This is a genomic window from Sulfobacillus thermotolerans (genome assembly GCF_039623705.1).
Lineage (GTDB): Bacteria > Bacillota > Sulfobacillia > Sulfobacillales > Sulfobacillaceae > Sulfobacillus > Sulfobacillus thermotolerans.
Window position 1 is genome coordinate 1,419,264 of record NZ_CP133983.1, and the last position, 12,742, is coordinate 1,432,005.

At 54.3% G+C, this 12,742-nt stretch carries 13 protein-coding genes; all 13 read left to right on the forward strand.

The features are described 5' to 3' along the window. Nucleotides 1-208: 208 nt before the first annotated feature. Nucleotides 209-1,099 (forward strand): diaminopimelate epimerase, encoded by an 891-nt coding sequence (dapF, locus tag ORD20_RS07195; protein ID WP_430626642.1) that lies wholly within the window; start codon nucleotides 209-211, stop codon nucleotides 1,097-1,099. Nucleotides 1,100-1,358: 259 nt separating this feature from the next. Further along, nucleotides 1,359-1,892, forward strand: coding sequence for a hypothetical protein (locus ORD20_RS07200; protein ID WP_103376977.1), 534 nt, complete (start codon nucleotides 1,359-1,361; stop codon nucleotides 1,890-1,892). A gap of 108 nt (nucleotides 1,893-2,000) precedes the next feature. After that, nucleotides 2,001-2,312: an extracellular matrix/biofilm regulator RemA gene (gene remA / locus ORD20_RS07205; protein WP_103376976.1), complete on the forward strand. Its 312-nt coding sequence runs from the start codon at nucleotides 2,001-2,003 to the stop codon at nucleotides 2,310-2,312. After that, complete coding sequence (rpoZ, locus tag ORD20_RS07210; RefSeq protein WP_103376975.1) at nucleotides 2,309-2,521, forward strand: DNA-directed RNA polymerase subunit omega; 213 nt, start codon at nucleotides 2,309-2,311, stop codon at nucleotides 2,519-2,521. The genes remA and rpoZ overlap by 4 nt, the downstream gene beginning before the upstream one ends. A gap of 5 nt (nucleotides 2,522-2,526) precedes the next feature. Then, nucleotides 2,527-3,732, forward strand: a complete 1,206-nt coding sequence (gene coaBC, locus ORD20_RS07215; protein WP_103376974.1) for a bifunctional phosphopantothenoylcysteine decarboxylase/phosphopantothenate--cysteine ligase CoaBC — start codon at nucleotides 2,527-2,529, stop codon at nucleotides 3,730-3,732. Continuing rightward, on the forward strand, nucleotides 3,725-4,156 hold the full coding sequence (locus ORD20_RS07220) for a MaoC/PaaZ C-terminal domain-containing protein (protein ID WP_158246410.1): 432 nt from the start codon (nucleotides 3,725-3,727) through the stop codon (nucleotides 4,154-4,156). The genes coaBC and ORD20_RS07220 overlap by 8 nt, the downstream gene beginning before the upstream one ends. Next, on the forward strand, nucleotides 4,153-6,297 hold the full coding sequence (priA, locus tag ORD20_RS07225) for a replication restart helicase PriA (RefSeq protein ID WP_103376972.1): 2,145 nt from the start codon (nucleotides 4,153-4,155) through the stop codon (nucleotides 6,295-6,297). The genes ORD20_RS07220 and priA overlap by 4 nt, the downstream gene beginning before the upstream one ends. A 35-nt stretch (nucleotides 6,298-6,332) precedes the next feature. Next, nucleotides 6,333-6,815 (forward strand): peptide deformylase, encoded by a 483-nt coding sequence (gene def, locus ORD20_RS07230; protein WP_103376971.1) that lies wholly within the window; start codon nucleotides 6,333-6,335, stop codon nucleotides 6,813-6,815. An 11-nt stretch (nucleotides 6,816-6,826) separates the two neighbouring features. Beyond that, nucleotides 6,827-7,735, forward strand: a complete 909-nt coding sequence (fmt, locus tag ORD20_RS07235; RefSeq protein ID WP_430626691.1) for a methionyl-tRNA formyltransferase — start codon at nucleotides 6,827-6,829, stop codon at nucleotides 7,733-7,735. Further along, on the forward strand, nucleotides 7,732-9,066 hold the full coding sequence (gene rsmB / locus ORD20_RS07240; RefSeq protein ID WP_103376969.1) for a 16S rRNA (cytosine(967)-C(5))-methyltransferase RsmB: 1,335 nt from the start codon (nucleotides 7,732-7,734) through the stop codon (nucleotides 9,064-9,066). Before fmt ends, rsmB begins: the two co-directional genes overlap by 4 nt. Then, nucleotides 9,066-10,124, forward strand: a complete 1,059-nt coding sequence (rlmN, locus tag ORD20_RS07245; RefSeq protein ID WP_103376968.1) for a 23S rRNA (adenine(2503)-C(2))-methyltransferase RlmN — start codon at nucleotides 9,066-9,068, stop codon at nucleotides 10,122-10,124. Before rsmB ends, rlmN begins: the two co-directional genes overlap by 1 nt. Next, nucleotides 10,121-10,858, forward strand: a complete 738-nt coding sequence (locus tag ORD20_RS07250; RefSeq protein ID WP_103376967.1) for a protein phosphatase 2C domain-containing protein — start codon at nucleotides 10,121-10,123, stop codon at nucleotides 10,856-10,858. Before rlmN ends, ORD20_RS07250 begins: the two co-directional genes overlap by 4 nt. Further along, complete coding sequence (locus ORD20_RS07255; protein ID WP_103376966.1) at nucleotides 10,848-12,722, forward strand: protein kinase domain-containing protein; 1,875 nt, start codon at nucleotides 10,848-10,850, stop codon at nucleotides 12,720-12,722. The genes ORD20_RS07250 and ORD20_RS07255 overlap by 11 nt, the downstream gene beginning before the upstream one ends. Nucleotides 12,723-12,742 lie beyond the last annotated feature (20 nt).

Below are 12,742 nucleotides of genomic sequence, written 5' to 3' on the forward strand. Positions count from 1 at the left end.
TTACACGTAAACGATTACTATGAGAATAAAAGCAAAATATCTGGAGGTCAAGTCTTTTTTGCAAATTTGTTGGATTGTGTTGTTTGGTTTAATGCGAAATACGTAAGGCCAAATAAAGTCGTGGTATTATTAAAAACCTCTATATTCTCGGATTGGCAGAGGCTATACTGTTTAACAAATTCCTACAAAGAGGTGGACATTTCTAAGCATGGAACCTTTGCGCTTTACCAAAATGCATGGACTAGGTAACGATTATCTTTATATTGATATCCGGGACATGGCCGATCAGCCAGACAGCGTTTGGAGTCATTATGCGGTGCTGATGAGTGACCGCCACTTTGGCGTGGGGGCAGACGGGATTATATTGATTGCGCGCTCTAACGTGGCGCCCGTGCGTATGCGGATTTTCAATGCGGATGGCTCCGAGTCGGAAATGTGCGGCAATGGTTTGCGCGCTCTAGCCAAATGGCTCTTTGACCGAGGTCAATTTCAAAGCGGGCAAGCGGTTGAAACCGGAGCGGGATTGCTCTATCCCGAAATTGTATCGCAAGAAGGCGGCAGTGCCCGCATTATCCGCGTGGACATGGGCCCTCCGCGGCTGACCAGACAAGACATGGGAATGACCGGGCAGCCTGACGCGCACTGTCTTGAGGAACCCTTGGATGTCAATGGAGAAGTTTATAGCATGACGTGTGTTTCGATGGGGAACCCGCACGTGATAATTTTTGGACCCTTATGGGACGAAGACACCATGGCGAAACGGGGGGCAGCCATTGAGCACCATCCCCTATTTTCACGGCGCACCAATGTGCATTCGGTAGAAGTTGAGGATTATACGCATCTAAAAATCCGGCATTGGGAGCGGGGCGCGGGATTAACCTTGGCTTGTGGTACAGGCGTCGCCGCGTCTACTGTGGCGGCGGTTTTAACCCAGCGCACTGCACGTCAGGTCACGGTATCCGTGCCCGGCGGGACTTTGGAAGCCTTGTGGGATGAAGCCACCGGCCACCGGTTGTGCTGCCCGCGGCAGCGACAAGAACCACGATGGGATAGGAGAAATGCCCTAACCAGACTTCATAGCCGGAAAATAGCAAAATAATCTCGGACGGACTTGGTACGCCAATGCTTTCGACAAAGAGTACGAGATAAACAGCCAAATACCCCACCTCATTGAGCCAAACCGTAACGGTATGGATTGCGCTTAGCACAGTTCACCCTCCAGCGAGAATCATGTGATTAGGCCCTGTTCATGGAATCGAATGGTGCCGAAAAGCATTGGACGTTTAGTATAGCATACGTGGATGACCGGAGGATATCTGGCCCATTTGCGGGCAGAATACCCAAAGGAGGTGGGGATCATGAGCTGGGTGCGCATGGGAACGGTGTTGAGTGCTGTGGGAGCTTTGGGTATGGCCGCTGGACTGATGGTACAGCCGTTGGTCCATGCACAAGACACAAGAGCTTTCATCCCACAAACAGGGCATTTTGTGTATCAAAGGTTTAGTCGTGATCTGCATGCTGAAAGAATATCGGATTATGATACGAGTCCTTTGTTTTTCGCGGAAGGAAATGCTCACCTAAGAAGTATTCCCGGTCACTTTGGACCACTCGTGCGAACGCAAGTAGCATATGCAGGAAATCAAGTCATGGTGCGGTATGGCCATGGCCTTAATCAAATCATCGTCGTTATGTCTCCCAGTCACCAGCCATTGAGACCGGCATGGCAGTTTACGGAGCATATCAGCGGCTATCCGGGTTTTACCGGGATGACAGACGGTTTATGGAGCACATTGGCCTTTCACGCGGGTAACCAGAACATTACCGTCATTGGCGACCGCGCCTTGGGTCTTTTAGCGCAATGGGCCAAACAAGCTTTTGACAGCTCGTCGTGAAATTAACTCTTGCAGCGTACTATGTGACAGGTTTTGTATGATATCATTTAACACGATATCAGCACCGGCGATCAGTGGCGGTGACGTTATGGCAGGAGGAACCTCGGCTTGGATATAAAACTCGTCAACATAGGATTTGGCAATATTGTATCGGCAAACCGCATCGTGGCAATTGTCAGTCCTGATTCTGCGCCCATTAAGCGCATTATAACGGAAGCTCGCGACCGCGGGGTGCTGATTGATGCTACCTATGGTCGCCGGACACGTGCGGTGATTATTACGGACAGCGATCACGTCATTTTGTCCGCCGTGCAGCCTGAAACCGTGGCCAACCGATTAGCCAGCCGGGAGACCTCTGCTGTGGAATTGGAAGAGGACGAGGATGAAGACGACGAGGTCGTGGAGGAGGAAAAGTCATGAATCAAAAAGGCGTCACAGTCCAAGATTTGACGGACCGGCATGACAGCAAATACGCTTTGGCCGTGGCCGCGGCCCGGCGCGCGCGCCAAATCACCGAAGGCAGTCAGGCTTTGGTGGAGTCAACGGCCAGTAAGCCCGTCACTATTGCATTGGAAGAAATCCGGCATGGGGCCATTTCGGTGGACGTCCCTCCTATTGGCATTAAATAATCTCTATGCGTGTAATCTTAGGGGTTGGCGGCGGTATCGCCGCCTATAAAAGTTGTGATTTAGCGAGCCGCTTGGTTCAGCAGGGCCACGAATTATCGGTTGTCATGACCCAAACCGCTTCTGAATTCGTTGGCCCCTTAACGTTTCGCGCGCTTAGTGGCCGGCCGGTCGCCATTGCAGCAGCCGATGAACCGATGGGGCCGTTGTCTCATGTCCGCTTAGCCCGCTGGGCTCAAGTAATGATAATAGCACCCTTAACCCAAAATTTGCTCGCCCGTTTATCATTAGGATTGTCGTCGGACATGCTGTCATTAGTCTTTCAAGGATTTCAAGGCCCTATTATTGTCGCGCCTGCCATGGAGCCGGAAATGTGGCTGAGCCCCCAGACCCAAAAACGGATGGAGGACCTGCTTGATCAACGCCAGGTGGTGGTCGTTGGTCCGAATCATGGCCGCATGGCGTCAGGCTATATGGGACCAGGCCGGATGGCAGAGCCTGCAGAAATAATCGACGCGTTGTGGCGTCTTGCCAAGCCAAAGAACTTGGCCGGGGTTTCGGTCGTCATTACGGCGGGGCCGACATGGGAACATTTTGATCCGGTTAGGTTGCTGACGAACCCATCGACGGGGTCCGTCGGCATCGCGTTGGCCAAAGAGCTTTCGGCGCGTGGAGCCCAGGTGACAGTGGTGCACGGTCCCGGCGTGTCCACCGTGAAATGGCCAGGGATTCGTTATGTGGCGACCGAATCGGCGCGGGATATGTTAGACGCCGTCGCAGCGCTTATGCCCGCCGCCGATGTGTTAATAGGAGCGGCTGCGGTTTCCGATTTCCGACCGGTTCATCCGGCAAGCCAAAAAATGCCCAAGAGTGCATTGGAGCAGGCGTGGTTAATGGAGGCTAACCCCGATATTATGGCGGAAATGGGCCGCTTGTATCATGACTCCAAGATTCTTATCGGATTTGCAGCAGAAACGCATAACGTGGTGGCGTCGGCACTCGCGAAGGCAGAGCGCAAAAGGCTTCATGCGATTGTTGCGAACGCAGTGGGAAAAGGGCTGGGGTTTGGCGAAGGGGAATACCAGGCGGCCATTTTAAGAGGTGGCGACGTGGACGGCACCTTAGAACCTATGACCAAAGAAAGACTAGCAGAAAAGGTGGCAGAGCTGGTCACGGATTTGCACACAGCAAGGAGAATGTCTGACCGTGTTTGATCGTCCTTTTGACCGCATAGCCGTTGGCGATGAATATATCAGTCCTGCGCGCACAGTAACGGCTGAAGATTTGACTGTGTTTGCCAATTGGAGTGGAGACCATTACCCTTTGCACACGGATGAGGCCTTTGCAGCACAGACACGTTACGGCCAACGGATCTTGCACGGGCTTGGGGTCTTGTCGTTAACCTTTGGCTTGATTCCCTTGAAGGCCCCTGAAATTTTAGCGCTCTATGGCTTAAACCGGGTGCGCTTTATCCGCCCCGTGACCATTGGGACATGCCTGCACGCGCGAGTTCAATGTACCGCGCTTAAAACCGTGCCCCAAGGGGGCTTGGTGACAGTGTCAGTGCGGGCCGAAGATCGAGAGAACGAAGGGTATATGGTGGCGGAAATGGTTGTGTTAATGCGGCGTGGGACATGAGACTGGCGGATGTCGTATTAGACCGTATTGCACGGGGCTTGGACCGTACTTGGACATATGAGGTACCGGCGGGCATGGAAATCTCCAAAGGGTGCCGAGTGCGGGTCCCTTTTGGCAAGGGCAAGGCCCAAGGTATTGTGTTAGCCGTCCGCGAGGCTAATGACGCGGTGCCTAGTGGGCTTAAGTGTATTGAGGCGGTGACCGATAACTACGTCGCCTTGAGTCCTTTAATGGTAGACCTTGGGCAGTGGATGGCTGAGGAATATTTGTGTTTTCCATCCCAAGCATATAAAGCCATGCTGCCGAACGGTTTGGATGCTGAGGAACCTACCTTAGTGCTGGTGGAGGCCGTGGGCGAACGGGCCAAGCGTGCGTCCAAAAAGCAGCGCCTATGGACCATTTTGCGGGAACGTGGACCAGTTTTGCAAACACGCATTCACGAAGAAATGCCGGAACTTGCGGGATCTTTGCGGGGGCTGATTAAAGAAGGAAGCGTCGTAATTCGTCACGTGCTACCCCAACGTTTACCACAATCCATTGCCCCCTCGCCCTTTACATTGACGACCGAACAACAACAAGCGGCTGAACGTATCATCACTTCGGCACCCGGTTCAGTGTGGCTATTAGAAGGCGTGACCGGTTCGGGGAAGACGGAAGTGTATTTGCAGGCCATTGTATCCGTCTTGCGTGCAGGGGGACAAGCGCTTGTCTTGGTGCCTGAAATTGCGCTGACCCCACAGACTGTCCTGCGCTTTTCCGAACGGTTTATCAATATGGTGGGCCTATGGCACAGTGGTTTAAGTCCTGCCGAGCGTACGAAGACGTGGCACGATGTGCGTACCCAGCGCATATCCGTGGTGGTAGGCGTGCGCTCCGCGGTGTTTTTACCATTTGCCAAACTGGGTCTCATTGTGATGGATGAGGAACATGAAAGCACGTATAAGCAAGAAGAGCATCCGCGCTATCATACCCGGGAGGTAGCGATGTGGTTGGCCCGCCAAGCCGGGGTCAAGTTGGTTCTGGGCAGCGCTACGCCGTCACTGGAGACCGCGTTCTATGCGCGTCAAGGTCTCATCGGCTGGATCCGGTTAGACTCGCGCGTGGGGGATAGAGCGCTGCCGCCGGTTACCGTGGTCGACATGCGGCACGAGTTAAAAGAAGGCAACCATTCCATATTCAGCGGCGTCCTGCAAGACGCCGTATCAGAAGCCTTAGAACAGCATGAGCAAGTCATTTTGTTCTTAAATCGCCGTGGTTATGCGAGTTTTGTCCTGTGCCGGGAATGTGGAAAGGCCATAGAGTGTCCGCGGTGTGCCGTGACGATGACCTATCACCAGCACGAAGACGCACTGATTTGCCATTATTGTTTTTATACAACGAAGCCACCGCGAGCGTGTCCGTCATGCCACAGCCCCAAAATCCGTTATTTTGGGGCGGGGACGGAACGGGTCGTCGAAGAGGTGCAGAAACTATGGCCCAACGCGCGTGTATCCCGCGCTGATCGCGATACCCTACGCAACCGTGCAGGCTATGAGGCATTGTATTTTGATTTTGTTGAGCACAAAGCGGATGTATTGGTGGGCACGCAGATGATTGCCAAAGGGATGGATTTCCCTAATGTCTCGGTGGTGGGCATCATTGCAGCGGACGTGGCCTTGCACTTGCCCGACTTTAGACGGGCCGAACGCACATTCCAATTGATGGTGCAAGCGTCGGGGCGTACGGGCCGTGGCAATAGGCCGGGCACGGTGGTCGTGCAAACCTATGATCCCGAGCATTTTGCCATTGCCCATGCCGCCCGGCACGATTATGACGGCTTCTATCGTCAGGAGATTGAATTTCGACAAGAGCTGCAGTATCCGCCTTTTGCGAATTTATGGCTGTTGGAAGTGGCCGATGCCTCTGTTCAAGAAGCCCGGCGCAAGGCCGAACGCGTCGCGCACGTGGTGCAATCGCTCATGGCCTACGGGTGTGAGATACTAGGGCCTGCGCCAGCGCCTTTGCCGAAACTCAGGGAGCGGTACCGCTTTCATATCTTAGTGAAGGGACCCAAATCAGAAGACGTGTATCACGTCTTGCGTGAACTGGAACGGGAAGATTTTGGCTGCCGCATTACAGTTGACCCGTATTATATGCTATAAAGAGTGAGATATGACGATGAACGAGGTGATAAGCCGTGTTAGACATACGGATCGTAGGGGACGACGTCTTGCGCCAAAAGGCCAAACCGGTGCGGCGCGTGAACAAGGAGATTCAAAAGTTATTGACGGAAATGGCCGAAACGATGTATGAAGCAGATGGCATTGGACTCGCGGCGCCCCAAGTGGGGGTATCCCGCCGCGTGGTGGTTGCCGATATTGGAGACGGACTGGTTGAGCTCGTGAATCCTGAGATTTTATACCGTGAAGGCACGCAGACCGGGTTTGAGGGCTGTTTGTCCATTCCCGATTTGATGGGGGAAGTGGAACGCGCCCAGACCATTCGGGTAACGGGACTCGATCGGCATGGACGGCAGGTATGGGTGGAGTGTGACGGGTTGATGGCGCGGTGCTTGCAGCACGAAATCGACCACCTTGATGGGATTCTCTTCACAGATTTGGCCTTGAAAGTGGTGCCGCGCGAGACGCCAGTAGCGGAGGATGAGGTGGTGTTGGACTGAACGGCCCACGGATACTCTTTTTTGGAACGCCCCATTATGCCCGAATCATTTTATTGAGTCTCTTACAAGACCCTACGTGGGAAGTGCGCGTGGTGACGAAACCCGATGTGCCTCAAGGACGGCGTTTGCAGATGACGCCGTCCCCCGTTGCTCAAGCGGCAAAGGAGGCGGGGGTGCAGATCGACAAACCCGCGGTCTTGAAAGAGTTTCGTCAGGCGTGGGAGGACTTCGCCCCCGATCTGATTATTACGGCGGCTTATGGAAAAATTCTTCGCCCCTGGCTGTTGGAATTGCCACGCCGTGGGGCATTTAATCTGCATGCCTCAATTTTGCCGCGTTGGCGTGGGCCCAATCCGATTGCGTGGGCTATTCGGGCAGGCGATACGGTGACGGGTGTGACGCTAATGGCCATGGATGAAGGCGTGGATACGGGGCCAGTGGTGGGAATGTCGGAAGTAACAATAGGGGACAATGCGACGACGGGCTCGTTGACCCAAGAGTTGGCCAAGGCGGCTGGTGAGCTTTTGGTTCAATCCTTAGGCCAGCTTATGGATAACACGGCGGTGAGGACGCCGCAGCCGGAAGCAGGTATTACTTACGCGCCCAAATTTGATCCACATGATGCCCGAATTGACTGGACGCGCCCCGCCATAGAAATCCACCGGCTGGTGCGAAGTATGACACCCGACCCAGGCGCGTATACGGAATGTTGCCAAACCCGTATCAAAATCACCGAGTGTGCGTACGATGAGGGGGAGCAGATGCGAGGGCGGGCTCGTCTTTACGGCAATGCGTGGAAGATTGGAACGGGGAACGGTGTGCTGACGGTGACCAAAATTCGGCCCGCAGGCCGTAAAGACATGACCCCAGGCGATTTCATCCGGGGACAACATATTTCAGGCGAGGTGGTCTGCGAATGACAGAGTCCGCACAGGGGGCGGGTCCCGCACGCCTGGAAGCCTGGAACGTGTTGGAACGCGTTCGTCACGGCGCGGGGGTGAGTGAGGCGCTAAGTGAAGCGGGGAAGCGTTCTCTCTCCCCGGCGGACCGCGCCCTGATGACCCAGATTGTGCACGGAGTTTTGCGCAACCAACGGTATTTGGATGCGTGGCTTGAACCGTTTTTACGAGGCGAACTTGATCCTAGTGTGCGCGATATTTTACGGATGGCCTTGTTCCAAATCGGGTTTTTGGATCGCGTGCCGACGTATGCGGTTGTGAATGCGGCGGTCGAACAAACAAAAACGGTAGCTCCCCGGGCTACTGGCATGGTGAATGCGATCTTGCGGCGGGCGCCCAGTCAGAAGCCTAAAAATGTATCGCTGGGCGTCGAGTTTTCCCACCCGGATTGGATTGTCAGGCGCTGGCAGGCGCGTTATGGACTCGAGCGGACGCGGCACATGTTGTGGGTAGACAACCAAGTACCACCTTTGACCTTACGCGTCAATTTAGGGCGCATTGCTCGGGAGACGGTTTTGGCCCAACTCCAGGCGCAAGGAGTGCGGGCGGAAGCGTCGCGTTATCTTCCCGAAGCCATTAGGGTATCAGGACCCTTATGGTTAGAGGACCTCCCCGCCTTTCAAGAAGGAAACGTGACGGTTCAAGACGAAAGTGCCATGTTGGTGACATGGGCTTTAGATCCCAAGCCGCATGAACGCATTGTGGACCTAACCGCGGGGTTGGGAGGAAAAACGGGACACATTTTAGAGAAAACGCAGGGCGAGGCCGAAGTGACGGCGGTCGATTTAGCCCAAAACCGGCTTTCGTTGTTGCGCGAAAATATTATGCGCTTGGGTTATGCGCATCACGTGTCGATTGTTGGTCAAGACAGCCGGATCTTTTCTTTAGAACACCCGAAGCAATTCGGTCGCGTGTTGCTCGATGCTCCGTGCAGCAATTTGGGGGTTTTGCGGAGACGTTCAGATGCACGGTGGAGAAAGCAGGAAAAAGATTTAGGAGGGCTGGCTACCACACAAAAGGCTTTGCTGGATGCCGCGGTGCGCCTGTTAAAGCCTGGTGGTGTGTTGGTCTATAGTACGTGTTCTGTTGAACCGGAAGAAACGACGGACGTCGTACGCAAGGTGTTGGAGAGTCATTCCACTGTACACATTGAGCCGGTCCAAGATTTTCTTCCCGCGTCGGCTTTTCAGGATTTCACACAGGAAGGTTTCTTGACCTTGCTTCCTGGGGACCTAGGGATGGACGGATTTTTCATTGCCCGGTTACGGGCAGACGTGAGGGAGGCAGAATAATGGCAGAGTCTCAGAAGGTGGATATTTTGTCATCCTCGGTTGAAGAACTTGAACAGCTCATGATTTCGCAAGGCGTACCACGTTACCGGGGCCGACAACTCTTTGAAGGGCTGTGGCGTCACAGAATTGCCAATTACAGCGAGCTTACAGTATGGCCCCAAGCTCTGCGCCTGTCCATGGAAACGGCCTATCCCTTAAGACGCGTCGAGCCAAGTCGGGTCCAGGAAGGGCACGACGGGACCCTCAAGATTTTGGTCAAGCTATTTGACGGGCAACAAGTCGAAACGGTGGTGTTGCCCCATGACTATGGGTATAGTGTCTGCGTCTCGAGTCAAGTGGGATGTAACATGGGATGTCATTTTTGTGCCTCGGGCCTCTTGAAACGGTCGCGCAACTTGACAGCCGGTGAGATTTTGGACCAAGTGCGTTTAGCCAATGATCTCATTCAGGAGCGGGGCCATGTGATTAGCCGCGTTGACTTAATGGGCATTGGCGAACCGCTTGATAACTATGACAATATTGTCAAGTTCATGCGTTTAGCGCATGATCCAGCCGGGTTGAACTTGAGTTATCGTCACTTTACGGTGTCGACGAGTGGACTGATTCCTAGAATCTACCGCTTGGCGGATGAAGGGCTGCCGGTAACCTTGGCGGTCTCGTTGCACGCCCCGACGGATCCCCTCCGGCAATCATTAATGCCTGTGGATAAAGCGTATCCGATTGCGCCCTTGATCGCCGCGTGCCGTTATTACGGCGAGAAAACCGGGCGTCGGGTGAGTTTTGAATATGCCCTGTTAGCCGGCGTCAATGACTCTGATGAGCAAGCACGGCAGTTGGTCGACATTTTGTCAGGCTTTTCGTGTCATGTGAATTTGATTCCGTGGAATCCGGTGCCGGAGCATCCATTTACCCCATCATCTAAAAATCGAGTCGAACAATTTCAACGCATCGTGCAGGAAGGTGGGATTTCCTGTACCATACGAAAGGAAATGGGACAGGAAATTGATGCGGCGTGCGGTCAGTTACGGCGGCGCGAGGAGGCAAAGGTATCACCGTGAAGACGTTTGGCCGATCAGATCAAGGGTTGGTGCGGAGTGAAAATCAAGACGACTTTTTGATCCGCCCGGTAGAAAATGGCGGCTATTTAGTGGCGGTGGCCGACGGTATCGGAGGGGGACCCGCTGGGCGGCGGGCCAGTCATTTGGCTTTAACCACCTTAGACAATGCGGTAGGACTTCTGGTATCGGACGTCTCGCGGCTCACCTCTGCTTTTTCCTTAGCCAACCGCACCATCTTTGCTATGGGTCAAGACAATCCCGTCCTCGAAGGCATGGGCACCACCTTGACGGCGGCAGTGCTATATCCCGATCGGCTCTTGTTAGCGCACGTGGGCGATTCGCGTGCGTACCGTATTGCCCAGGACCAAATTATCCGGCTCACCATGGATCACTCCGTGGCGGGCGAAATGGAGCGAGCGGGAACCATAACGGCGCAAGAAGCCTCGGAGCATCCGAAGCGGCATGTCCTCACGCGAGCGCTGGGACCGTTCGACAAAGTGCGGGTGGATGTGGCGGATATGCCCTGGACGCCCGGCGACTTGCTGTTATTGTGTACAGATGGGCTCACCTCGGTAGTGCCCGACGAGGAGATTTTGCGCATGTGTATGGCCTATTCGGGGGAAGACCTGATTGATCACCTGATTGGGGGCGCTCTGGGCCGAGGAGGTCCGGATAATGTAACGGTGGTGGTCGCAGTGGATAATGCAGGTGCGGGTGAGACCGATGGTCGGTAAAATTTTTGGAAGCCGATATGAGGTGTTGGAACGCATTGGCAATGGGGGCATGTCTTTGGTCTACCGGGCCCGGGACATTACCCTCAATCGTTTAGTGGCGGTCAAGATTTTGAAACACCAGTGGGCAGAAGACGATGAAGTGGTGCACCGCTTCGACCAAGAGGCGCGGGCCGCGGCATCGTTGGTGAACCGCCATATTGTGCAAATTTATGACGTGGGGCGCGAAGAGCCAGACATTCATTATATGGTGATGGAACTTGTCGCGGGCGAGACTTTGCGCAGTAAACTAGACCGGGAGGGCGCATTGCCCATTGCTGAAGCCTTAGATATTGCAGATCAGGTGGCACAAGGGTTAGAGGCCGCCCATGCCCAAAAAGTGGTGCACCGCGACATTAAACCTCAAAACATTTTGATTGCCACAGATGGTACCGTCAAAGTCACGGATTTCGGCATTGCCTATGCCGCCACATCGGGGACATTGGTCAATACCGGTTCGCTTTTGGGGACTGTTCAATACTTAAGCCCCGAACAAGCCCGCGGCAAAATTGTAGGACCTCAGTCGGATTTGTATTCATTAGGCATTGTGCTGTTTGAAATGCTGACAGGCAAGCTGCCTTTTGAGGCGGATAGCCCGATTGGGGTGGCGATCAAACATTTGCAAGACACCGCACCCGATGTGACGCTATTTCGCAGTGATGTTCCTGAACCGGTCGCGAAAATTGTGCGCAGAGCGCTGTCCAAAGATCCCGCCGAACGGTATCAAAGCGCGCAAGCGATGCGCCAAGACATTCAGCGTGCCTTGCATCCTGAAGAGCATTTGCCCGAACCTGTCCCGTCCCCCGTGCCCCAGACGCCCAAACCGGCCAAAAAGAAACGGCGGTGGGTGCCATGGGCGGTGGCGGGAGCCATTGTGGTGGCCTTACTCGGTGGGGGCATATTGGCCTTCGAGCACTGGATCTATTCGCCGGTGGTCACGTTGCCCAACGTTAAAGGGCAATCGCTGGGACGTGCTAAAGCCCAGCTAGGACGCTTAGGGTTAACGGTCAGTGTGACGGGCAAAGCACCTTCATCGCATTTGCCGAAAAACTATGTGCTGGATGAAATTCCCCCAGCGGGTACCCAAATCAAGGCGGGGCAAAATGTGGAGGTCGTGGTATCCACAGGGCCACAGCAAGTAACGGTGCCGGATTTGAAAGGGCAAGACGTCTTTCAAGCCGTTCAAAATCTCAAGACAGAAAATCTTAAGGCGATTATTCACCACGTTAAGAGCAATAGTCCACAAGGGGAAGTCGTGCGTCAGAGCCCTGCGCCCAATGCGAGCTTAGCCGAAGGCCAAGCGGTCACCTTATGGGTATCCAAGGGACCGGCTGAAGCTGTGGCCGTTATGCCCAATTTGGAAGGCTTGTCGGTCGAGCAAGCGGCCAGCTTGCTAATCGCGATGAATGTGACGGTGGGCACGCCGACCACCACCTACAGCACGGAACCGGTGAATACGATTATTGATCAGAGTCCGGAACCGTATTCCAGTTTAAATAACACGACGTCGGTCAATGTAACCGTGTCCCAAGGACCGAGTCCGCAAAGTGCTCATTTGCCCAAGAATATCACCCTGGCCACATGGCAAATTCCTAACAGCGCGGCGCCCAAATCGGTTCTGAAAGTGGTGGTGACGGATAGCGCTGGCAACGAAGAGGTCTTTTATCAACAAGTCAACCCAGGTCAGCAGATTCAAATTCCGGTGACATGGTACGGCACATCCGGTCAGTTGCTCGTCTTTCTGAATGGGCAAGCCCAAGCCCCGCAGCCTTTAGTGGCGAATGGCAGTACCACCAGCCCCGCGGTGGGTACGACGCCCCCATCGTAAGGCGAGGGTGCAAGGAGGCA